Origin of the sequence: Limosilactobacillus reuteri (genome assembly GCF_013694365.1) — a bacterium.
GTDB classification, from domain to species: Bacteria; Bacillota; Bacilli; order Lactobacillales; family Lactobacillaceae; genus Limosilactobacillus; species Limosilactobacillus reuteri_E.
The window spans coordinates 290,361-314,472 of record NZ_CP059275.1; the positions used below are offsets into that span (position 1 = coordinate 290,361).

Annotated in this window: 28 protein-coding genes and 4 tRNA genes (1 of these 32 running past the window's edge); all 32 read left to right on the forward strand. The window is 39.5% G+C overall.

Translation table 11 applies throughout. The features are described from left to right. Positions 1-72: transfer RNA gene (locus tag HHK02_RS01765), tRNA-Gly, on the forward strand. After that, positions 73-155 (forward strand) — tRNA-Leu (locus HHK02_RS01770). After that, positions 156-228: transfer RNA gene (locus HHK02_RS01775), tRNA-Val, on the forward strand. Further along, positions 229-870, forward strand: coding sequence for a deoxynucleoside kinase (locus tag HHK02_RS01780; protein WP_003672515.1), 642 nt, complete (start codon positions 229-231; stop codon positions 868-870). Then, entirely contained in the window at positions 871-2,346 is a 1,476-nt protein-coding gene (locus tag HHK02_RS01785; RefSeq protein ID WP_181462691.1) for an amino acid permease, read from the forward strand. It begins immediately after the preceding gene. Then, complete coding sequence (locus tag HHK02_RS01790) at positions 2,347-2,802, forward strand: GNAT family N-acetyltransferase (protein ID WP_085719355.1); 456 nt, start codon at positions 2,347-2,349, stop codon at positions 2,800-2,802. Beyond that, positions 2,803-3,477, forward strand: a complete 675-nt coding sequence (locus tag HHK02_RS01795) for a phosphatase PAP2 family protein (protein ID WP_181462692.1) — start codon at positions 2,803-2,805, stop codon at positions 3,475-3,477. Beyond that, positions 3,478-3,951 (forward strand): threonine/serine exporter family protein, encoded by a 474-nt coding sequence (locus tag HHK02_RS01800; RefSeq protein ID WP_078009679.1) that lies wholly within the window; start codon positions 3,478-3,480, stop codon positions 3,949-3,951. Next, the gene (locus tag HHK02_RS01805) at positions 3,952-4,707 is read left to right on the forward strand and encodes a threonine/serine exporter family protein (RefSeq protein WP_078009678.1); all 756 of its coding nucleotides are present in this window, start codon (positions 3,952-3,954) and stop codon (positions 4,705-4,707) included. It abuts the gene before it with no gap. Then, on the forward strand, positions 4,708-4,908 hold the full coding sequence (locus HHK02_RS01810; protein ID WP_003672521.1) for a cold-shock protein: 201 nt from the start codon (positions 4,708-4,710) through the stop codon (positions 4,906-4,908). It begins immediately after the preceding gene. Then, positions 4,909-5,583: a metal-dependent transcriptional regulator gene (locus HHK02_RS01815; RefSeq protein WP_003672522.1), complete on the forward strand. Its 675-nt coding sequence runs from the start codon at positions 4,909-4,911 to the stop codon at positions 5,581-5,583. It abuts the gene before it with no gap. Then, positions 5,584-6,504 (forward strand): cation diffusion facilitator family transporter, encoded by a 921-nt coding sequence (locus HHK02_RS01820; protein WP_085649459.1) that lies wholly within the window; start codon positions 5,584-5,586, stop codon positions 6,502-6,504. Continuing rightward, positions 6,505-7,197: a VIT1/CCC1 transporter family protein gene (locus HHK02_RS01825; protein WP_003672524.1), complete on the forward strand. Its 693-nt coding sequence runs from the start codon at positions 6,505-6,507 to the stop codon at positions 7,195-7,197. Continuing rightward, positions 7,198-7,881, forward strand: coding sequence for a VIT1/CCC1 transporter family protein (locus HHK02_RS01830; protein ID WP_003672525.1), 684 nt, complete (start codon positions 7,198-7,200; stop codon positions 7,879-7,881). Then, the gene (locus tag HHK02_RS01835) at positions 7,882-8,358 is read left to right on the forward strand and encodes a universal stress protein (protein WP_003668816.1); all 477 of its coding nucleotides are present in this window, start codon (positions 7,882-7,884) and stop codon (positions 8,356-8,358) included. It abuts the gene before it with no gap. Next, complete coding sequence (locus HHK02_RS01840; RefSeq protein WP_003668818.1) at positions 8,359-9,099, forward strand: amino acid ABC transporter ATP-binding protein; 741 nt, start codon at positions 8,359-8,361, stop codon at positions 9,097-9,099. Continuing rightward, positions 9,100-9,930 carry a transporter substrate-binding domain-containing protein gene (locus HHK02_RS01845; RefSeq protein ID WP_087214539.1) on the forward strand — a complete coding sequence of 277 codons (831 nt, stop codon included), beginning with the start codon at positions 9,100-9,102 and terminating at the stop codon, positions 9,928-9,930. Next, positions 9,931-10,569, forward strand: coding sequence for an amino acid ABC transporter permease (locus tag HHK02_RS01850; RefSeq protein WP_003668822.1), 639 nt, complete (start codon positions 9,931-9,933; stop codon positions 10,567-10,569). Next, positions 10,570-11,223, forward strand: coding sequence for an amino acid ABC transporter permease (locus HHK02_RS01855; protein WP_078009675.1), 654 nt, complete (start codon positions 10,570-10,572; stop codon positions 11,221-11,223). Further along, positions 11,224-12,411, forward strand: coding sequence for a CPBP family intramembrane glutamic endopeptidase (locus HHK02_RS01860; RefSeq protein ID WP_181462693.1), 1,188 nt, complete (start codon positions 11,224-11,226; stop codon positions 12,409-12,411). Next, a complete protein-coding gene (gene rnjA, locus HHK02_RS01865; protein ID WP_085678961.1) occupies positions 12,412-14,268 on the forward strand; it encodes a ribonuclease J1 in 1,857 nt (618 codons plus the stop codon). After that, positions 14,269-14,616 (forward strand): hypothetical protein, encoded by a 348-nt coding sequence (locus HHK02_RS01870; RefSeq protein ID WP_003668828.1) that lies wholly within the window; start codon positions 14,269-14,271, stop codon positions 14,614-14,616. After that, a complete protein-coding gene (locus tag HHK02_RS01875) occupies positions 14,617-15,063 on the forward strand; it encodes a MerR family transcriptional regulator (RefSeq protein ID WP_085678964.1) in 447 nt (148 codons plus the stop codon). Further along, complete coding sequence (locus HHK02_RS01880) at positions 15,064-16,572, forward strand: MDR family MFS transporter (protein WP_085678967.1); 1,509 nt, start codon at positions 15,064-15,066, stop codon at positions 16,570-16,572. Further along, positions 16,573-17,301: a DUF4811 domain-containing protein gene (locus tag HHK02_RS01885; RefSeq protein ID WP_181462694.1), complete on the forward strand. Its 729-nt coding sequence runs from the start codon at positions 16,573-16,575 to the stop codon at positions 17,299-17,301. Beyond that, positions 17,302-18,168 carry an RluA family pseudouridine synthase gene (locus HHK02_RS01890; RefSeq protein WP_152744407.1) on the forward strand — a complete coding sequence of 289 codons (867 nt, stop codon included), beginning with the start codon at positions 17,302-17,304 and terminating at the stop codon, positions 18,166-18,168. It begins immediately after the preceding gene. Beyond that, a tRNA-Asp gene (locus HHK02_RS01895) sits at positions 18,169-18,243 on the forward strand. After that, positions 18,244-20,829: a bifunctional lysylphosphatidylglycerol flippase/synthetase MprF gene (mprF, locus tag HHK02_RS01900; RefSeq protein ID WP_181462695.1), complete on the forward strand. Its 2,586-nt coding sequence runs from the start codon at positions 18,244-18,246 to the stop codon at positions 20,827-20,829. Then, positions 20,830-21,402, forward strand: coding sequence for a DJ-1 family glyoxalase III (locus HHK02_RS01905; RefSeq protein ID WP_003670687.1), 573 nt, complete (start codon positions 20,830-20,832; stop codon positions 21,400-21,402). It begins immediately after the preceding gene. Next, positions 21,403-22,386: an alpha/beta hydrolase fold domain-containing protein gene (locus tag HHK02_RS01910; RefSeq protein WP_085678975.1), complete on the forward strand. Its 984-nt coding sequence runs from the start codon at positions 21,403-21,405 to the stop codon at positions 22,384-22,386. It abuts the gene before it with no gap. Then, the gene (locus tag HHK02_RS01915; RefSeq protein ID WP_085719343.1) at positions 22,387-23,895 is read left to right on the forward strand and encodes an MFS transporter; all 1,509 of its coding nucleotides are present in this window, start codon (positions 22,387-22,389) and stop codon (positions 23,893-23,895) included. Then, positions 23,896-24,112: the 5' portion of a uracil-DNA glycosylase gene (locus HHK02_RS01920; RefSeq protein ID WP_078009667.1), read on the forward strand. Its footprint extends 437 nt past the window's final position; the window shows 217 of its 654 coding nt (coding positions 1-217); the start codon lies at positions 23,896-23,898; the stop codon falls past the right edge of the window.

The following is a 24,112-nucleotide window of genomic DNA, read 5'->3' on the forward strand; positions in this document are numbered from 1 at the left end:
GCGGAAGTAGTTCAGTGGTAGAACATCACCTTGCCATGGTGGGGGTCGCGGGTTCGAATCCCGTCTTCCGCTGCGGATGTGGCGGAATTGGCAGACGCGCAAGATTTAGGATCTTGTATCATTTTGATGTAAGGGTTCAAGTCCCTTCATCCGCAGGAGGATTAGCTCAGTTGGGAGAGCATCTGCCTTACAAGCAGGGGGTCACAGGTTCGAGCCCTGTATCCTCCAATGATTGCTATAGCTGGGACAATCGGTGCAGGAAAGACCAGTTTGACAAAGCTGTTGGCAGACCATCTTAATAGCCAGGCCTTCTATGAATCTGTTGATGACAATAAAATTTTGCCGCTTTTTTATAAAGATCCTAAAAAATATGGTTTCTTATTACAGATTTACTTTTTAAACAAGCGGCTTGATGAGATTAAAGATTCATACTCAAATGATTTAAATGTTTTGGACCGTTCAATTTTTGAAGATGCCTTATTATTCAAGTTAAACGCAGATATGGGTCGAGCTACGGAAACGGAGTCAAATATTTATTCTTCATTATTAAGTAACATGATGGAAGAATTACCAGAGCAACCACACCAAAAAGCCCCCAACCTTTTAATTACAATTAGGGTTTCGTTTGAGACAATGCTTGAACGGATTAAGAAACGGGGACGTTCATTTGAACAAATTGCTAATGATTCTTCATTATATTCATATTATAAAAACTTAAACGAACGTTATGTTCAATGGTATGAGGATTATAATGAAAGTCCTAAGATGGTTATTGATGGTGATAAATATGATTTTGTTGAAGATCCGGCTGCTGCTAAGAAGGTCTTAGCCATGATTGATGAAAAATTAATTGAATTAAATCTTAAATAGATGGTAGATGAATCTAAGTCGACGGGTCATATGGAACGGACATTACAGACACGTCACTTGTCCATGATTGCTCTTGGTGGAACAATCGGTACGGGACTTTTTATTGCCAGTGGATCCGCTATTTCAACTGCGGGACCTGGCGGAGCGTTAGTTGCATATGGAATTATGGGAATTATGGTTTATTTCCTAATGACGAGTCTAGGGGAAATGGCAACATATATGCCATTAACTGGGTCATTTTCAGCTTATTCAACAAAATTTGTTGATCCTGCACTAGGTTTTGCTCTTGGTTGGAATTATTGGTTTAACTGGGCGATTACAATCCCCGTAGATGTTACAACTGCGGGAATTGTAATGAATTATTGGCTTCCTAATGTTCCAGGCTGGATTTTTAGTGTAACAGTGATGGCATTAATTTTCTTAATCAATTATTTATCAGTACGATCTTATGGTGAAACTGAATTTTGGCTTGCTTTAATCAAAGTTGTCACAGTTATCGTATTTTTAATTGTCGGTGTTGCAATTATTTTTGGAATTATGGGTGGTAAGCCAGTTGGATTAAGCAACTTCCACTATAAGCAGGCACCGTTTGTTGGAGGTGTGCCAGCAATTATTAGTGTTTTCTTGGTTGCTGGGTTCTCATTCCAAGGAACAGAATTAGTTGGAATTACTGCTGGTGAAGCTGCTACACCAGAAAAGTCTGTCTCAAAGGCAATCCATTCAACTTTCTGGCGAATTTTACTTTTTTATATTTTTGCTATTTTTGTTATTGCCTGCATCCTTCCTTACACAGATAAGAACTTATTGAATCAAGACGTTTCAAATATTACAATGAGTCCATTTACGATTGTGTTTAAGCGGGCAGGATTAGCATTTGCGGCTAGTGCAATGAATGCGGTTATCTTAACTGCCGTCATTTCTGCTGCTAACTCTGGTTTATATGCTTCAACCCGGATGCTTTATTCACAAGCGCGTGAAGGATATGCATGGCGGATTTTTGGTTATGTAAACCGGCATGGTATTCCGATTTATGCTTTGCTGGGAACGATGGTTGTTTCATTAGCAGCCTATGCAACCCAATTCATTGGTCCCGAAGCTTATAACTACTTAATTGGTGCATCTGGATTGTGTGGATTTATTGCATGGTTAGGAATTGCAATTTCCCACTACCGCTTTAGGAAGGCATTTCTTAAGCAAGGCCATACACTGTCTGAATTGAAGTATCATGCAACAGGGTTCCCATTTGGCCCAGTATTCGCGCTTACTCTATGTATTGTCGTTATTTGTGGTCAAAACATTGATGCTTTTGTAAAAATGGACTGGCAAAACATTTTAATTACTTACATGGGAATTCCATTATTCTTAATTCTTTTCTTCTACTACAAGATTCGTTACAAGACGCACTTGATTCCGCTTGATAAGGTTGATTTATCAAGGCGAACAAAGGGTGAATCGTACGAACCGGAAGATGATTAAATGAGTGAAATTATAATTGAATCAGCAAAAACTAATAACAATTTAGGAGCAATAGTTAAATTGTTGGATAATGAAAACTTAACACAAGCAGTGGGACTGCTTTTACCACTTCAAAGAGAAAAACGTGTGCAAGCTATTAAGATGTTTGTTCGCCAGAATCATGTAATGGTAGTGAAACTAAATGAAGATGTAGTGGGGATGATTGTATTAAGTGCTTGGTATGGGGATGAAGGAAAAAGAATTGCTCATCATTATGAATTAGGTTATCTTTTGCAGCAAAACCAATGGAATAAAGGCATAATGACAACTGCACTTCAAAAATTTATTTCTATTTTGCCATCTAAAATTACGATTCATGCGGAGTGCAAACAAAGCAATTATCGTTCTCAGCGAGTACTTGTTAAATGTGGTTTTACTTATGACAAGGATGACTTATGGCAATGCATTATTAAATAAATGTTTATTGAACGTGATGATCATCGGTGGTGGCGCTTTGCCTTAAGCGGTGGTTTCTTTATCGCATTGATGCTATTAATTATGTTTAATTCGTCAGTGCTAACAATGATTGATGCTGTTCTGCAGTCGTTATTTACTAGTCAGCGCCTGGAAGGAATTGGTTGGTTCCGTGCTTTGATGAGCTTACTTTCATTTTTAGTTAAACCGGTCTTAGATTTAGTATGGGTATTTATTATTGCAGGTGTTTTATGGTTGAAGGGCTATCGCATCCCGGCTTTATGGTCATTAGGAACGATTTTTGGTGGTGATGTGCTTGGAACAATTATTAAACACATCGTTAAGCGGGTCCGTCCTGCACAACACTTGGCAGCAGATGATGGCTATAGTTTCCCTAGTGGTCACACTTTAGGATTCTTCTTGGTAGTAGCAATTTTATTCTTAATTGTAATTCCGCTTATTCAAAAAGCATCTGTCCGCACAATTTTGCAAATTTTATTAATATTTGCAGTCTTCTTTTTGGCGGTATCGCGGGTATATCTTTATGCTCACTGGCCTTTTGATACTATTGGTGCAATGTTATTAGCTTATGCATGGTTACAAGTAGCTGAATGGCTCTATGTCGCTTGGGCACCACGATTGCAACGGATTCCGTTCTTCCGTAGTATTGAAATTTAAATGAATTGGGGTAACCTATTATTACAATTTTTCTTATGCTATGTTTCGACAGTTTGTTTTGGTATCCTCTTAAATATTCCTAAACGTGCCTATCATACTGCGGGGATGATTGGTGGAGGCGTATGGGTAGTCTACTGGATAATGTATTATTGCAGTGGCATTGGCCTTGCGTTTAGTAATTTAGTTGCTGCAATCTTAATTTCGGTATTAAGCCAGGCAGCAGCTCGTCGAAAACGAATGCCAATTATTGTTTTTAATGTGCCCGCGCTAGTTCCATTTGTGCCTGGAGGACAGGCTTATAAAATGGTTCGTAATTTTGCTATTGGTAATTACCATCTTGTTAATGTTTATTTCTACCAGGTAGTTGTCATTGTTGGTGCAATTACGCTTGGCTTTGGTTTGGGAGAGCTTTTAAATCGTGTTTTGAACTATCTTCATAAATATTTAATCAAAAAGTCACGATGGAATTTTTGAATGTTAACGAAACGACGACAAGCACTAGCACTAAAGACTTGTTTGCTAGCTGGGAGACTTTTAATTGAAAATGGATCAAATATGGAACGAGTTAACGACACCTTATCCCGAATGGCAAAAAGTGCAGGACTTCATGGCTTTCAGGCTTTTACAACCGTAACTGGAATTGTAGTTGGGACGATTAATGAACCTGATGCCCAAGTAATTACTATTCGTCATCGCAAAAACAATTTAAGTAAAATTGCGGATGTCAATGAAGTTTCTCGTGAACTAGCACGGCGCAAAATTGATGTTCCACAAGCATTTGCTAAATTAAAAAAGATTGATCGCCAAAAGATGTCAAGATGGCAAAACTGGTATGAATCATTTGCTGCTGCGATTTTAAGTGGTGCATTAATGATTGTTTTTACAGGTAATGTTTCTGATTCTTGGGCTGGCTTTCTTGCAGGTGGCGTAGGTTACGGAGCATTTTCATACCTTTTACGAAAGTTTAAGATTCAATATTTAGGAGAGTTTTGTTCTTCCTTAATTATAGGTATTTTGGCGGTGATCTTTGTTAAAATGCACCTTGCTAATAATATTAATGATATTATTATTGGTGCGGTTATGCCTCTGGTTCCTGGGGTGCCCTTAACTAATGCGGCACGGGATTTAGTTTCCGGAAACTTAATTAGTGGACCTACAAGAGGGATTGAGGCGATTCTAACTGCCGTTTCGATTGGTAGTGCAATTGTAATTGTTCTGCACTTTAATTAGATGGAACAAGGAACTGTTAAATGGTTTAATGACGATAAGGGGTATGGCTTCATTACTCGTGAAAGCGGCGATGACGTGTTTGTTCATTTTTCTGCTATTCAAGGGGATGGCTTTAAGTCATTGAGTGAAGGACAACATGTTACGTTTGAAGTTGAAGAAGGCGAACGTGGCCTTCAAGCTGCAAATGTAGTTAAAGACTAATTGACTCCAATGAAGGAAGACTATCTAAAAATTATTTTTGAATTAGGTGGTAGTCATAAAAAAGTTTCTAATAAAGAGATTTCCCTTGGACTAGGAATTGCCGCTGGATCAGTAACCGAGATGATTTCTAAGTTGGCTGACGAAGGGCTAGTTGTTCATGAACCATATGCCGGTATTTCTTTAACTGAAAAGGGACAAAAGTATGCTGCAGAATTAGTTCGAAAGCATCGTTTATGGGAAACATTTTTAGTGGATAAGCTTCACTACAATTTTGCCGACGTCCATTCAGAAGCGGAAATTCTTGAACATCAGACAAGTGATCGACTAGCAACGGCCTTAGATGCTTTTCTTCAACACCCTGATCATTGTCCGCATGGTGGAGTAATTCCATCAGCTAATGGCAAGTTCCCAGATGTAACACATCGTTTATTAGCAGATGCTGATGATGGGGAAAAAGTTGAACTAGAACGATTCTTAGATAATCATGAACTTCTCACTTACTTAGAAGAGTTAGGATTACGACCTCAGGAACAAGTAACTGTAATTCGCCATGAGCCTTTTGAAGGACCAATTGTGATTCAAAAAGAGGATAACGACCAAGAAATTAATGTTTCATATAAGGCCTCACATAATATTTTTATTGAACCGGACACAGCTCAAGAAAATAAAGGTTAAATGGACGAAAAAGTAACAGGGAAACGCTTTTTAGCAGTTACCCTCCTAAATGTATTAATTACAATTGTTGAAATCTTCGGAGGTATTCTTTCAGGAAGTTTAGCCTTACTATCAGATGCTTTTCATAATTTAGGGGATTCGCTTTCCATTGTACTAGGCTACTTTGCCCAGCATATTGGCGGGCAACCAGAGAATCAGCAACGAACTTATGGCTACCGTCGAGCTGAAATCCTCTCAGCATTAACTAATAGTATTTTTTTAATTGTTATCTCTGTCTTTTTAATTATTGAAGCTATTAAGCGGTTAGAGCATCCCCAGCATATTAACGGGGGCATTATGTTAACCGTAGCCGTGATTGGTCTGCTTGCCAACTTTATTTCTGCAGCCCTCTTACATGCCGGAAGCGAAGACAGCTTAAATGTCAAAGCAACTTATCTCCACATTCTAAGTGATGCACTTTCATCAGTTGCCGTTATCATTGGAGGAATCATTCTTACCTTTGTTAATGTTCCATGGCTTGATCCCGCCTTGACAATTGGGGTTGCCCTCTATATTGCTTATGAGGCTTGGCCAATTATTAATCAAACCATTAAAATTCTCATGCAGTCCTCCCCAGATCTTGATTATAATTCCATCGAAAATGATTTAAAACAAATCGACGGAGTTACGGCAGTTCATCACGTCCATGCATGGATGATGGATGAACACCGAATCATTTTCTCTGCCCATCTTAATTGTGATGACTTGCCACTAAGCCAGGTTGAGCGAATCTATAGTCAAGTAGAAAAAATCTTGCATGAAAAATATGGGATCTGTCACGTTACTATTCAAGCAGAATATCACCGTGGGAAAGATGAAAAATTATTCAACACTCCTGTTGATGAAAAGAACGTTATTAATAACGATTTCAAAGAGGACTAAATGAGTATTAAGGTGAAAAAGCATCAGAAGCAAACAATGGAAGAAAAACTGAATACGTTACGAGCAGGGGTACTAGGTTCAAATGATGGGATTTTGACTGTTGTCGGTGTTTTGGTATCGGTGGCAGCAGCGACAAGTGACCGTTTTACTATCTTCATTGCTGGCTTATCTGATTTGCTTGCCTGTGCATTTTCAATGGCTTCTGGCGAATATGCCTCTGTATCTACTCAAAAGGATACAGAAAAAGCGGCCGTTGCTAAAGAAGAGCAACTCTTAAAGGACGATTATGAAGGGGAACTTGCGGCAGTAAAAGACTATTATGTAAATAAAGGAGTTACTCCTGAAACATCAATCAAAATTGCTAAGGATCTCCTTAATAAAAAGCCCCTCGAGACAGTTGTTCGGATTAAGTATGATGTTGAGCTTGGTCACTATCTTAACCCTTGGGATGCTGCATTTTCTTCTCTTTTTTCAGCAGCTGCCGGAGGATTAATTCCGTTGATGGCGATGACTTTTGCTCCCGAAGCATATAAGTGGTATGCCGTGATTTTGGCAGTTGCCTTTACGAGCGCTCTAACCGGTTATATCAGTTCTAAACTCGGGAACGGGCTTGTAAAAATTGCAGTTATTCGAAATATTATTATTGGTTTGATTACGATTACGATTCACTATGGAGTCGGAAAATTATTTTAAGTGTCCAAGAAAAAGATGTCACTAGCACAAAAGGTAAACGTTCTGCGTGCAAGTGTGATGGGGGCTAATGATGGGATTATTTCAATTGCCGGAATTGTTATCGGGGTGGCAGCAGCAACGAGTAATGCCCGTTCCATCTTAATCGCGGGTTTGTCCGGAACACTTGCCGGTATGATCTCAATGTGTATGGGGGAGTACGTCTCAGTTTCGACCCAAAAGGACTCACAAAAAATGGCTTTGATTAGTGAAAAGCAGCGGCTTCAGAATCAATACCAGCATGAATTTGACTATGTTCAAAAGAAATATGAAGCTCAAGACATTGATTCGCAATTAGCTAAACAAGCGACGAAAGAATTAATGGAAAAAGATGCTTTAGGGACAGCTGTTCAAGAGCGCTATGGCTTTAATCCCAATGAGTTTACAAGTCCATATGCTGCGGCGATTGCTTCCTTTATATCCTTTCCAACTGGTTCAATTTTACCAATGGTGGCGGTTACCGTTTCTCCCGCAAATGTTCGAATCTTAGCAACCGCAATTGCAGTTCTAATTGCCTTGTTAATTACTGGTTATTTTGCGGCGGTTTTAGGAAAATCTAACCGGATTAAATCGATGATCAGGAATGCAGCTGCTGGATTATTAACAATGGGGGTTACGTACCTGATTGGACAATTATTTGCGCGGTAGATGTTCGAAATAAAGCCAAAGAAGTTCAAGAAGATCCTCGTTGGTGTTGACGATGCACCAGATGCCCGTGCCGCTTTCTCATACGCGGTTGATAAGGCGAAACGTGATGGTTCAGAGCTAGGAATTGTATCAATTCTAGAAACTGACCGGGTAAATGTATATCAAATCTTAGATAAGGATTATGTTCATAGCAGTGAAGACGAATTACGTCAACGGGTAAATGAATATGTCCAAGCAGCAATTGATTACGGCGTTGATCCAGAAAAGATTACGGCGATTGTTGATCGTGGGGAGCGGCCAGCTGAGCGGATTTGTAATCATGTTATCCCCGCTTTTCAGCCAGATTTATTAGTTGTTGGTTCAATTGGTAAGAAGGGTAATCGTAAGGCGGTTGGTTCTCAGGCATCATACATGGCTCGTCATGCTGGAACGTCAGTATTTGTTATTCGGACAAACACTGTTCAGGCTTATGAATAAATGTCAATGATTGAATTTCATAATGTACAAAAATATTATGGCAAGTTTCATGCATTAAAAGATATTAATTTAACAATCGATGATGGTGAAACAGTTGTTTTAATTGGGCCATCTGGCTCGGGAAAAAGTAGTTTAATCCGGACCGTTAATGGTTTAGATCCTATTAGAGACGGTCAATTAATCGTTAATGGGTTTGACCTTGCCGATAAGAAAACCAATGTAAATTTAATTCGAAAAGATGTCGGAATGGTCTTTCAACACTTTAACTTATACAACAATAAGAGTGTTATCGAAAACATAATGCTCGCACCACGAATTGTATTAAAGCGTCCGGAAGAAGAAAACCGTGAGTTAGCAATGAAACTGCTTGATAAAGTTGGCCTTGCAAATAAAGCTGAAAGTATGCCTGCTCAGCTATCTGGAGGGCAAAAACAACGAATTGCGATTGCCCGCAGTCTGGCTATGAAGCCTAAATGCCTCCTATTCGATGAACCAACAAGTGCTCTCGATCCTGAAATGATTGATGATGTTTTAGACGTTATGAAAGATATCGCTAAAAACTCCAACATGACAATGTTAGTAGTGACCCACGAAATGGGCTTTGCACGGGCAGTTGCTGACCGGGTTATTTTTATGGCAGATGGTCGGATCTTAGAAGACGATTCAACCGAAAAATTCTTTGGCGACCAGCCTTCTACAGAGCGTGCTCGCGAATTTATGAGTAAGATCAGTGGTCACTAAATGAAAAAGTATTGGCGATTGATTAGTCTTAGCGCCCTCCTCTTTGTTGCTCTCCTTACTCTTTCTGCCTGCGGTACCTCAATTGCAAAAAAAGATGTTCTGACCGAAGATATGCGTAGTCAACGAATTACCTGGGGAGTTAAAGCAGATACTCGTCTCTTTGGGCTGGAAAATATCCGGACAGGAAAGCTAGAAGGATTTGAAATTGATCTTGCAACAGCTATTACAAAAAAGATCCTCGGCCCACAGGGAAAACCAATTTTTGTTCCTGTAACCAGCGGAACCCGGGTGCCCCTATTAAAAAATGGTAATATTGATGCGATTATGGCAACCATGACGATCACTCCTGAGCGAGAAAAGCAAGTTGACTTTACCCATTCTTACTTTGATGCTGGTCAATCTCTCCTAGTTAAAAAGGGAAGTCCAATCAAAAACATCAGCGATTTAAATCGACGAGGTGCTGTAATTCTTGGGGTTTCTGGATCAAATTCAGTTAAAAACGTTGCGAAGTTTGCTCCTGAAGCACGTGTCCTTCAATTATCTGACTATGCTCAAGCGATGACGGCCCTTAAATCTAAACAGGGGGATGCCCTTACCACTGATAATGGGATTCTCTATGGGATGGCAGCTGAAAACCCAGGCTATGAAGTTGTCGGCGGTAACTTTACTAAAGAACCTTATGGAATCGCCGTTAACAAAAATCAAACACGTTTTCGCAATAAATTAAACTGGGCGTTAAGAGAAGTTGAAAAGGATGGAACCTACAACCGTCTTCTTCTTAAATGGTTTGGCAATGTTAAAGGATTTAATTATCAGGAGATGAAGCGCTAAATGTTAAATTTAATTATAAATGAGTGGCATCCCCTTTTAACCGGCCTCTGGAATACTATTCTATGTAGCCTTATTGCACTAATCGGGAGCCTTATTATTGGAACCTTTTTTGCCCTTCTCGAGATTTCGCAGCATCGGGTTTTAAAAATCATCGGTCATGTCTATGTGGAGGTCTTTCGTAATATCCCACTATTGGTAATTACAATGGCTTTTTTCCTGATTATCCCAATGTATGTAGTGAAAATTAATGGATTTACTGCGGGAACAATTGGCTTAACTCTTTATACGTCTGCATTTATTGCTGAAACTGTGCGTGCTGGAATTAATTCAATTGATCCTGGTCAAATGGAAGGAGCCCTTGCCAATGGACTTACTTATGGACAAGCGATGCGCTACATTGTTTTACCACAAGCATTTCGCGTTGTTATTCCACCACTTGGCAATCAATTTATCAATTTGGTTAAAAACTCATCGGTCCTTGCCTTTGTCGCTGGCTTTGATCTTATGTACCAAGGAAATCTAATTGCAAACGATACCTTAGCAACTATGCCCACGTATTTCATTGTCGGGATCATGTACCTCATCATCACGCTTCCGTTGAGTTATTATATGCGACACCTTGAAAAGAAATTAGCCTAGATGCAAAACTTTATTGACGCTTATTCATGGATTAATATCCGTTTCCTCCTAGAAGGACTTTGGATTACGATTGAAGTTTCCGTAATTTCAATTATAATCAGTTTTATTTTGGGAACTTTTCTCGGAATTATTCGTTACGCTAACATCAAATACTTATCAGCAATTGTAGGATTCATTATCGATATTATCCGTAATCTTCCTCTCCTGCTAATAATTTTCTTCACCTACTTTGGCCTCCCCAATATCGGAATTAAACCAGAAATTATTCCTGCCGCAATTATGGCGCTTTCAATTTTCGAATCGGCAATGGTTGCTGAAATCGTTCGCTCAGGGATAAATTCGATTGATTACGGTCAAACGGAAGGGGCATTAGCTAATGGATTAACTAAGTGGCAAGCATTACGAATTATTGTCTTACCACAAGCAATTAAGAATATGATGCCGGCTCTCGTTAGTCAGTTCATTTCATTAGTTAAGGATACATCACTAGCAACAATCATCGTCTTGCCAGAGTTAATGTACCACACCCAGATCATCTATGGTCAAAACACAAATTATATTATTCCGATGTTCGTTGCGTTAGCAGTCCTCTACTTTATTGTCTGCTACTCATTATCATTGGTTGCACGTTATTTGCATAAACACATTGCATAAATGACCGGAAACGATTATCTTAGGATCTGGTACCGGGTTCAAATTGGGGCGACCCTGGTCATTTTGGCAATGATGATGATTCGTAATTACGAATTTAATCGTCAGACTGTTGCATTAGCATTATTGATCATGGTTATTATTTTAGGAATTGGTTTAGTCTTTGAACTCTTACCTAATGTATCCTTGTTAGTTAAAAAGTTGAATGCATGGCTGCAGGTAATTGCCCAGCCGATAATTTTAGTGTTTGCTTGGGATGTAATGGTTCGAGAAATTATTGTTCTATTACATTTACCATCCCGGGGCGTTGTGACAATGATGATTTTTTATTACTTTATTATGTTTGCACCATTTGCAAGCGTAATTGGTGAGTTCATGCATTGGAGCATCGAACGGCTAATCTTTATTGCCTGGTTAGCTCAGGTGGTTTTTACGCCATTGATTGCCTTACCAACAGACTTGGTTGATAATCACTTCTTATTATTAGCATTATCGACTGGTGCAGTTGGCGCAGTTGCTTTCTTTATTCTTACGACAACTGTTATGCGGACGTGGCATTTATCATGGCCAGGATTAAAACCACACTGGAGCGGTGATTTTAATTGGGGGATATTTGCTGGATTAGTTGTTGTTGATATTATCTTTATGGCCTTAAATACGGGAGAAATGCCAAGGCTCCACCGTGCTAATTGGGATTTTACCCTTTCGGCGTTTGAGGCTGCGGTAATGGAAGAGACCTTATTCCGTTTTGCTATTCTTGGCATCTTATTCTATGCTTGGCGCAATGTTAAGCAACGCCTTCCGTTGGTATTGGCAACGAGTTCAATTTTATTCGGAATTGTTCATCTTACCAACTATGGCCCTCAAGAATGGTCAATGACTGTTTTACAAGCAGTTAGCGCAGCTGGGATTGGACTATTTTTTGCAACCGTTTATGTTTATACTGGTCAATTATGGCTAGCAATGGTAATGCACTTCCTATTAGATTGGACGGCATTTATTGCTTCTGATTCAACGTTGATGACTGGCAAAGTAACAGTTCAAAATTGGATTGGGACGGGAATAGAATTAGTAGTATTTATTGGAATCGCCGTTTGGATGATGTTTGGACAACGACGTCAAGTGATGGAACGGCATGTTAATCGCTTGACCGGAGAGCATCAACGGTTTGACTTTATGATTCAGTATTAAATGACAAAATTAAAGATTAAAAACAATGAAGTTGCCTTTTACGCCATGGGTGGTCTTGGTGAGATTGGTAAAAATATGTATTGTGTACAATTCCAAGATGAAATTATTGTTATTGACTGTGGAGTTTTATTCCCCGAAGATGAATTACTAGGAGTGGATTACGTAATTCAAAATTATGATTACCTCATTGAAAATAAAGATAAGATTAAGGGAATCTTTATTACTCACGGTCACGAAGACCACATTGGAGGATTACCATTCTTCTTACAAAAGGTCAATGCACCTATTTATGCTGGACCATTTGCAATGTCATTAATTAAAGGAAAACTGGAAGAAAAACACTTACTAAGAAATGCCGAATTGCATGAAATCAATGAATTTGATGAGGTTCACTTTAAGAAATTATGGGTTAGTTTCTTCCGGACAACCCACTCAATTCCTGATACATTAGGGATTGCAGTTCATACTCCGCAAGGGACAATTGTTCAAACCGGGGACTTTAAGTTTGATTTGACACCGGTTGGTAATTTACCTGGTCCAAATCTTCAACAAATGGCCAAACTAGGCGATGATGGTGTTCTGCTATTGACTTCAGATAGTACAAACGCAGAACGACCGGAATTTACTAAGTCTGAACGATGGGTTGATATTCACATTCGGCGTATTTTTGAACGGATCAAGGGACGGATTATTTTCGCATCCTTTGCTTCTAACGTCTATCGTTTACGTGAAGCTTCTGATGCAGCCATTGCTCAAGGGCGTAAAATTGCTGTTTTTGGTCGTAGTATGGAGAATGCGATTACGGCTGGTCAAGAACTCGGTTATCTGAATATCCCTAAAGACTCATTGATTGACCAGAACGAAATTAATAACTATCCACCAGAAAAAGTATTGATCATGTGTACTGGATCGCAGGGTGAACCAATGGCGGCGCTTAGTCGGATTGCTAACGGAACTCACCGCCAGATTACCATTCAGCCTGAGGATACCGTTGTTTTCTCAAGTAACCCAATTCCGGGTAACACGACTAGCGTTAATGCCTTGATCAATAAGCTTGAAGAAGACGGTGCTAATGTTATTCACGGTTATGTTAACAATATCCATACATCCGGGCACGGTGGTCAAGTTGATGAAGAGTTTATGCTCCGCTTGATGAAGCCTAAGTTCTTTGCGCCGGTTCACGGTGAATACCGGATGCAAAAAATTCACACTAAGTTAGCTGAAATGACTGGTGTACCAAAGGAAAATAGCTTTGTCCTTGCAAATGGGGATGTTTTAGCTCTTACGAAAGACTCTTGTCGAGTGGCGGACCATATTGATAGTGTTAGTGATGTTTATATTGATGGTCGTGATGCGGGAGATACGGTTGGAAATCCAGAAATTCGCGAACGACGCTTGCTTTCAGAAGAAGGTGTCGTAACAGCGATTGCGGTTGTCGACTTAAAGGATTATCAAATTGTTGCGGGGCCTGATATTGTTTCTCGTGGCTTTGTTTATATGCATGAATCACAAGAGCTGATTAAGGCAGCCAATCATGAAGTATTCTGGGCAATCCTTAATACATTTAAGAATCACAAACACATTGATCAACGGGTATTAAACCGGACAATTATCAGCCGTTTACAAAAATTACTCTATGATCGCACCGGTCGTCGTCCAGTGATTATTCCGATGGTGACAATTTTGAACGGTAATAATCGTTCCGAAAACCAACACTATCGTCGACCAAACAATAAAAATAATCAAACACATAAAAACGAACGACAAAATAATCATTCCCACCGGAACTCTCAGCAACATTCTAAAAAGAAGAATAGTAAAGAGAAGCAACCAGTTGCAACTGGAAACACAAAATAATTGGCTACAACAGGTTTAAGTTATAGTGAGTTAAGCGAGGATGCTAAAGAAGTTGCCCTTAATTCCTTTATTAATTTTTATGTTGATCAATATCGTAGGGGCAGTTTAGAGATCCTTAGCTCACAAGTATCTAATGAATTAATGGCTACAATTAATCAAATCTTGTGCGATAATGCTTTTATGGGTCATCAGGAATTAGTTAATGTAAGCACGCGGCTAAGTAAGCCAGCTTATCAAAAAATTTTAACCGCATTGACTAATGTTAAATTTCATGAAGATGGGGAACCGGTTGTTGATTGGATGAAGGCTTGGGAACAAAAAGAGGAACAGTTACCAGAAGAAGATTAGATGGATCCGCTTTCTGAAAAAATTAGAAAAATGATCGCTAGTAAACAATTAAAGATTAATATGAGTGAAGTAGCACGTGTAACTGGTGTCTCTACTAGTCAACTAAGATATTGGGAGAAAAAGGGTTATATTAAATCGGAACAAGATGAGCAGAATAAAAATCACTATTTTAGTTTTCTAACAATTTTTCAGGTATTAACGATTAAAGTATTTTTGGATCAAGGCTTTACTTTAGCGATGGCTGTAAAAAAGGAACGTAAACGGCGCGAACTTCATAAGATTTTTACCCGTTTTATTACGGACGGCATCAAAGAGGTAGAACAAACTGGAGAAGATAGTGGAGAAGTTAAGCTGGGTGCATTAGCTGAAGATTCCACAAAAGAAGTATATGCAGTGATTGATGGTGAAAATACTAGTCTTCGTATTCGGGATCGGAAGGAAAATTAAGTGAATCAAGAGCATCAACCTGTTGATATTAATGGTCAAACTTATAATCGTTCCTTAATGATCTTCGTCCTATTAATTGGAGCTTTTTGTACCATTTTAAACCAAACTATTCTTTCAACAGCCTTTCCCGCATTAATGGATGCTTTTAATATTAGTACTGCCACCGTTCAGTGGTTAACTACTGGTTTCTTAATGGTTAATGGGATTATGATCCCCGTAAGTGCCTATTTAACCAGTCGTTTTAATACTAAGAGTCTTTTTATCATTGCTATGTCAACCTTTGAAGTTGGGACAATCTTAGCATGGATTGCTCCATCGTTTGCCGTTTTATTAGCCGGTCGTCTTATCCAAGCGGTCGGAGTAGGAATTAACATGCCCCTAATGCAGAATATTATGCTGACTGTTTATCCTCCTGAGAAACGTGGCGCTGCGATGGGAGTAAACGGCCTAGTTATTGGATTAGCCCCAGCAATCGGGCCTGCTCTATCTGGATGGGTTATCGATAGTTATAGCTGGCGGTGGCTTTTCGGAATGATCGCCCCCATTACTGCTTTAGTTATCATTGTTAGTTTTTTTGCAGTTAAAAATGTTATTCCTAATAAAAAGCCGCATCTTGACTGGCTTTCTGTTGTTATTTCAACATTAGGATTTGGGAGCATGCTTTACGGATTCTCAAGTGTCGGTGATAAGGGGTGGACAGATCCGGTTGTCCTTTCAACCATTATCATTGGGGTGATTTTAGTTGGAATTCTAATCATGCGTCAAAACAAGCTAGACGATCCGTTCCTTGAATTCAAGGTATTTGAAAGCAAAGAATTCTCCCTTGCGACCATTCTTAGTTCAATTGTAATGATGGCAATGGTTGGGGTAGAATTCGTCATCCCTCTTTACCTTCAAATCATTCATGGAATGTCCGCCTTCCATTCAGGTCTTACCCTTTTATTTGGAGCCCTTTTCATGGGAATTATGAGTCCAATTACTGGGAACTTATTTGACCGTCATGGTGCTAAACGCTTAGCCTTTACGGGAATGTTTATCTTAACTGTTGGAACAATTCCTTTTGCCTTTATTACTCGTGATACCCCAACTATTTATATTGTCTTCTTATATGCAGTCCGGATGTTTGGTATTTCAATGGTAATGATGCCAGTTACTACAGCGGGAATGAATTCTCTTCCTTACAATCTAATTTCGCACGGTACAGCTGTTAACAATACCATTCGTCAAGTCGCTACTTCTGTGGGAACAGCGATCATGATCTCTGTTTTGACAAATATTACCAATAGCAATCGACCTGCTCATTCACTGCTGACACAATCCCCATTACAATATAAAGCAAAGATGTTTGATGCTACTTTGATGGGGTACCATGCAGCATTCTGGTTTGCAATCGCCTTCTCACTCATTGGTTTATTCCTTACATTCTTTGTTACAAGTGGTAATGGAATTCACCTCCGCCTTGATAGCGAAGACATTGCAGAACCAACTGATAAAGGAGGGATGAAGTAAATGGTTATTATTTTAACTTTTCTAGGAGCACTCACCTTTTTTGCTTGCATGATGTTTATTCGGCAAAAAAGCCTGCGAATTATTTTAGCTACACTCACGGGAATTATCTTTGTGGGCTCAACTCTTTTGATGACACTAAATTACAGTCACCATTTTGGAATGCAAAAAGTTACGACAACAACCACCAAGCGGATTTACTCTGCTTCAAATTCCTCAATGCCCCTGGCAATTTATCAACCGGTTGGTAAAAGCGGCCGCGATGATGTTTATATTTATAACACCAAAGTTAAACAAAAAACGCCTTACCATACCCAAGCAAACGAATACACCACTAGTCGAATTAAATGGACTAATGGTTCTACCCCTCAGCTCGTAACAACTGAGACGCGCTGGCAATATCGTAATAATTTTTATAAAGTCCTATATGCATGGTCAGGAATGAACAATGCATTAGTTAAGCGAACTAACGTGTTAGAATATCCACGAATGTATGTTAAACTCACAACGAGTCAGGCAGATAAACTTGCCAGAGTTGCTAAATCTGCTACGGGTGCCAAATTACAAGCACAAGCAGCAGAACAAGGACGCGCTTTTGTTACATCAAAGGTTCAAGCAGCAATGGCTAAGAATCCTAACATGACTGCTAAACAAATTCAAGAAGTATCAGCACAAGCAGAACAAGAATTTCAGGCCCAAAGCATTCAACAAATTTTAAAACAAGTTAAGTAAATGGAAAATACGTGGATATACCGAGGAACCGAACCGATTAAAATAAAGAAGTATCTTCAGTCATTAGGGATGGGGCATCGTTTATTTAACGATCTTAAAAACGGTGAAGGGGAATTCCTTGTTGATCATCGGAAGGTACGGCCAACAACCCAGATTCTTCCTAATCAACCTTTAACCATTAAGGCTCAGCCAGAGTTAGCTGATGATACTGTTGGAATTAGTAATGAGCCCTTAAATGTTATTTATGAAGATGATAATTGGTTGGTAATAGATAAGCCAGCAGGTGTGACTTCTATCCCAGGACCAACTGTTCAAAATGATACAGTTTTAAATCGGGTAAAGGGATACTTAATCGCAAATAATTCTGTAGATCTCCGCCCTCATTTAATTACACGACTGGATCGCTTTACGGGGGGACTACTTCTTGTCGCTAAGCATCATATTGCCTCCAGTATGATCAGTCAGCAAGTGCAGCAACATCAAATGCTGAAGGAATATACCGCTTTAGTAGAAGGACAGGTTATGGACGAGCATGGCGAGATTAACAAGCCGATTGGAAGAAAGGATGGGCAGGCTGCACGGGTAATTGACGAGAATGGGCAACGAGCTTTGACCGAGTATTGGGTTGAAGAACGAGGCGCAAAATGGACACGAGTGCGGGTAAGACTTCACACTGGACGCACACACCAGATCAGGGTTCACTTTGCTGCTATTGGTCATTCCCTAATTGGTGACCATCTTTATGGCGGCGATACTAGTAAATATGATCATCAGTTGCTTCATGCAAGTAAAATTAGCTTTAACGATCCCTTCACCCTTAAACAAATGACATTTACCTCAGAATTGCCACCAGTATTTTTGAATTAGGGTCCGTTGGTCTAGTTGGTTTAGGACGCATCCCTGTCACGGATGAGATCACGAGTTCGAGTCTCGTACGGACCGATGCAGCAGTTGGGCAAGCGCCTATTAAACTGGTGGTCTAAGTATTCAAAAATCATAAAAGTAGTGTTTGTAACCTCAGTCCTAGTCTTTGTTATTCTCGCGTTAGGTAACTTTTTTAAAACAGTTAAATGGCATGAAGTAGGAGTTGGTTTAGCAAACCTGTCTTGGAAAAGTATCATCCTGCTACTAATTACGGGATGCATCGCAGTCATCCCTATGTTGGGGTATGATTTTGCAATCACTCATTTATTACCCGGGAAATTTAAGAAATCATATATTATCCGCTGTGGATGGATTACTAACACTTTAACAAATATTGCCGGATTTGGCGGAATTCTTGGTTCTACTTTACGAGCATACTTCTATCGAAAGAACGCAACTAAGAAAGAGATTCTACTTGCCATCTCTAAAATCGCTGTTTTCTCACTCTCTGGTTTATCTGTTCTTTGTTGGGTAGCTTTGATCATCATGTTTGTGTTTCACGATGGCGGCCACTTCAACCAATACGCACTTTGGCTTGTGGGGGGCGGATTATATTTTCCAATCGTTTTTTATTTTACTGTTATTCATAATAGTAAAATATTTAAGGATATCACGCCCAAAGTAGGGACCTTTTTAGTCACCAGTTCAACTTGTGAATGGCTATTTGTAGCACTTTTTTTCTTACTAGTCGGTTGGTGCTTAGGCGTTCGGCATAGCCTTATTAGCGTTCTGCCATTATACGTTGTTGCCCAAGTTCTCGGGGTTCTTTCAATGATTCCGGGGGCACTTGGTTCGTTTGACCTTTTAATGATGTTAGAACTGTCATTACTTGGCGTTTCCCAAACTACCTCTGTTATTTGGTTATTACTATTCCGAATTTTTTACTACATCGTTCCATTAATTATTGCCGGATTCATGTTCTTGCACTCTCTGGCATCCCAAGTTAACCAGTTTTTCGACGGATTACCATTGCTAATGGTCCGCAAACTTGCTTACTATTTAATTACAACGTTTATGTATGTTTCTGGGATTCTGATGCTTATTACTGCTTCAATTCCAGACATCACAGCACAAAATAAGATTATCGCGAACCTTTATCCCTATACCTTCTTCTTCCTCCACCAATTGACAACCATCTTATTTGCACTGGCTATGCTTGCCTGTGCTCGCGGTCTTCAATCAAAGGTGAAAAAGGCATACCTTCCTACTTTAATATTATTGGTAATTGGAATTGCTAATACCATTTGGAACCTGGGAACATTGAGCTTAACAATTTACCTCGTCATTGTTTTGATACTTGTTTTACTCTCTCGCCATGTGTTATACCGGAAGAAATTGGAATATTCAATTGGAAAATTCGCAATTGATAGTCTTATCTTTGCTGGGGCATGTATCCTCTATGTAATTGTCGGGGTTATTAATGCTCCTCAATATTCCAGTAAGCACCACATCCCTGATTTTCTATTTTTCCCTGGTGAAAAGATTTGGATTTCCGGACTTTTCGGATTAATCCTCGGCCTCTTATTAATTTTCGTTATTCTGCGCTACTTTATGGCCGGGACTGATCCTTTCAATATTCCAAACGTATTTGATGCTGAACGGATCCGCAATGTTATTAAAGAATATGGAGGAAATGAAACTAGTCACCTCGCCTTCTTAAAAGATAAAAGTATCTATTATTACAGTGTTGACGATCATGATAAGCTCTTTTTCATGTATCGCCGTAAATATGATCGCTTGGTCGTAATGGGCGATCCAGTTGGAGATAAGGATAGTTGGCGACCAGCTCTTCGACAATTTGTCTTAGAAGCTGATAAGTATGGCTATCAGCTTGTCTTTTATGAAGTCTCCAGCGATATGACAATGCTTCTTCATGAATTTGGCTTCGACTTTATTAAAACCGGTGAAACTGGCCTTGTTAAGCTGGCAGACTTTACGCTTGCTGGTAAGCGACAACGATCACAACGAGCATTGATGCATAAATTTGATCGTGAAGGCTATACCTTCTCTGTTGAAAAGCCACCATTTAGTAAAGAATTAATGCAAGAGATGAAACAAGTCTCCGATAGCTGGTTAGGAAACGAAACAGAAAAAGGATTCTCTCTCGGTTTCTTTGACTCCTACTACATTAATCAAGCACCTGTTGGCATTATCCGTGATAAAGACGGCAAAATGGTCGCCTTTGCAACGTTTATGCCGACAGGGGGTAAAAAGATTTTAACAATTGACCTCATGCGTCATAGTAAAGATGCCCCTTCTGGAATCATGGATAAAATTTTCATTAGTATGTTCCAGTACGGGCAGGAAAACAGTTATACCTACTTTGATCTCGGAATGGCACCTCTTTCGAATGTTGGTGAATATCAATTTAGCTTTATTGAAGAAAAAGCTGCACACTTCATCTATGAATATGGATATCATTTGTATGGCTTTCAAGGATTACGGCGATACAAAGATAAATATGCGACAGTTTGGTATTCACGTTATACTGCCTTCCGCAAGAAGAATTCAATCATTGCCACAATGATGATTCTAGTTAGTGTCGTTAACCAACGTGTTGATCAGCAAAACCACCGTTCAATCTTCTGGTGGTTGATTAAATAATTGGCTAAAGTTGCTGTAGTGTTTGCACCAGGTTGTGAAGAAGTTGAAGGACTTACAATTGTGGACGTTCTCCGGCGAATGAGGATTGAAACCACAATGGTCGGATTAGAGGATCTTCATGTTCCTGGCGCTCATGGAATTGAATTAACTTGTGATGAGGTAATGAGTGATCGGCTCCTCAATTATGATGTGGTGGCCTTTCCTGGTGGTCGCGGGGGTGCCCAAAAGCTTCGCGATAATGATAAGTTGATGAAATTGATGCAAAAACGCAATGCAGAAAATAAGTGGGATGCCGCAATGTGTGCTGCTCCGATTGCCTTGGCTCGGTATGGGTTGCTTGATAATCATAACTATACTTGCTTCCCGGGAATTAACGAGGAAATTGCTAAGGTTGCCCCAACAGCAAATTTTAAAGAGGATATTACGGTTGTTGATAATGATGGAAAAATCATTACCAGTCGTGGACCTGCAACTGCCTTAGCCTTTGCTTATCAGATTGCAGAGGTATTAGGATACAACACTGATAAGATTAAGCATGAGATGCTATATGATTATTTAATGGATCAAAAATAGGTGGAGAAAATAAAAAAATTTAATACTCAAATTGCTAGTCATTTGGCTAATAATCTTGAGAATAGTTTGCGAGAGTTACGGCGATGTGGTGCTCATCGTTCTAGTAAAGCAACCTTTACTGAAATGGGAATTCAATTAAGCGGGTTTAAAAATGATCTTGCAGAAAATAATAAATTTAATGCCTTAGTGGGTAATGCATGGATTGACAATGAAGCTGATTACTACTTACCTGCTGCTGAGATGACGGTTGATGTTCAGCGTCAAGAACAGGAAGTAACAACATATGTCTTAAATGATCACGGAGATAATCAACGAGTAATCATGTATCTAACCGGGGGAGCCTATATTCAGCGTCCCGATAAGACTCATTGGCAATATTTAAATCGGTTGGCAATCGCCACGGATGCGAAGATTTATGTCCCGATTTATTCGTTAGTTCCGCATGCTACTTTCCGTACCGCCTATCAAGAAATTGCTAGTCTTTATAGTAAAATTTATACCCTTATGCCTGCTAGTAAAGTAACTATTATGGGCGATTCAGCTGGCGGAGGATTAGCAGCTGGCTTTTGTGAATATCTTGGTAAAAAGGGGCTTCCACAGCCTGGTCACCTCATTCTATTTTCTCCTTGGCTTGACCTTGACCTCACAAATCCCCTCATTAGCAAATATGAGGATAAAGATGTTACACTAGCAGTGAACGGTTTACGAAAAATTGGTACGATGTGGGCCGGTGATACAGATCATCAAGACTATCGCTTAAGTCCCTTATATGGGAATCTTGATCAGTTGCGCGATGTGACTGTTTTTGTAGGGACAAGGGAAATACTATATCCTGATGTGACCTTGTTTGTTCAAAAATTGCGTAACGCTGGGATCACTGTAAACTCATATACTGGTCGTGGACTGTTTCATATTTACCCGCTTTATCAAATTCCAGAAGCAAAGGGTGTAATGAAACGGGTAGTTGCAACAATTAATAATTGAGTGGAATTACAACAACGACGAACAATTGTTACTGGTGCGTTGTTACTATCTAACATCATGGCGGGGATGGATGGTACGATTGTAAATACGGCCTTGCCAGCTATTACCAGTGACCTTCATGGGTTGCAATATATGGGGTGGATCATCGCAACTTTTCTTTTGGGAATGGCTGTTGCAACCCCATTATGGAGTAAGTTTGGTGAGCATAAGGGAAATAAGCAAGCCTATATTACTGCTACCTCCATGTTTTTAGTCGGAGCCATCTTTCAAGGATTAGCCCCTAATATTTTATGGTTTATTATTGCGCGAACTGTAATGGGAATTGGTGCTGGAGGAATGAATACAATCCCGTTTATCGTTTTTGCTGAATTGTACGACAACCTAAAAAAACGAGCCCAAGTATTAGGAATTGCCAGTGCTTGTTTTGGAACTGCTTCGATTATTGGTCCCCTACTCGGTGGATGGATTGTTGACGCGTTGAGTTGGCACTGGGTTTTCTATGTTAATGTACCGATTGCCTTAATTGCGATTACGATCATTAGCTTGTTCTATAAGAATGTGAAAAAGCAAGCTGCTGGTAAGCCGGTTGATTATCTCGGAGCGACTTTATTGGTAGTCAGTTTAATAATGATTTTAGTAGCTGTTCAATTAATTGGTTCAGCTTCTGGCTTAGTAGTGGGCTGTTTATTTGTTGTTGGTCTCTTATTGCTTGGCGGAATGATAAAAGTTGACAGTAAGGCGGTCGACCCAATCGTTCCTAGCCGTCTGTTTAAAAATCGCGAATTGGTAATTGATTTTACTTTATTCGTTATAATCTGGGGTTCATTTATTGCATTTGTCACTTATATTCCAATGTGGGCTCAGGGAATTTTAGGTTTAAGTGCGCTGCTTGGCGGAATGACGCAAATTCCAGGTGCGGTTACTAACTTTATTGGTTCAGAATTAGTACCGGTATTGCAGGAGCGATGGGGAAAATACTGGATTGTTACCTGTGGGGCGGCTTCAATTTTTATTGCCTATTTAGGAATAATGATTGGGGGACAAAAAACACCATTCTGGCTTATCTTATTCATGGGTGCTTTTGAAGGATTTGGTGTTGGTCTTGTCTTTAATATTTTACAGATTAATGTTCAAACAGATGCTGAATTACGGGATGTACCAATTGCTACTTCGCTAGGATACTTATTGCGAATTTTGAGTCAGACCCTTATGTCCGCGGTGTATGGAGTTATTCTTAACCAAGAGCTATTCCAGGGTGTTCAAACGCACCACGGAATTACCTTAAGAATGCTAAATAAATTATCAAATGCCCAAACTGCTAGTAGTCTTCCAGATAAGCTTTTACCAACCCTGCGTATGATTCTTTATAATGGGTATCGCGACATTATCATTGCGGCAGTAATTTTAATCGTTATTGCCTTAATTTTAGTTGTAGTTTTAGGCTGGCAAAACCATTGTCATCAACGCGAGCTAATGGCTTTAGGTAATCTTAAAGACACAAAATCTTAAATGATTGCAGAATATCCGCCAACACTCCTGGCAGAGGTAAAAGAAAAAACAAAGGATCGACAATTAACAGGTTTTACTCCAGGTCAAGGACCACTTAATCCAGACTTGATGTTAGTAGGAGAGGCTCCTGGTCGTCACGAAGAAAAGATAAATATTCCTTTTTCTGGTGCTTCTGGTCAGGAACTGATGAAATTGATTGAATCAATCGGATACTCGC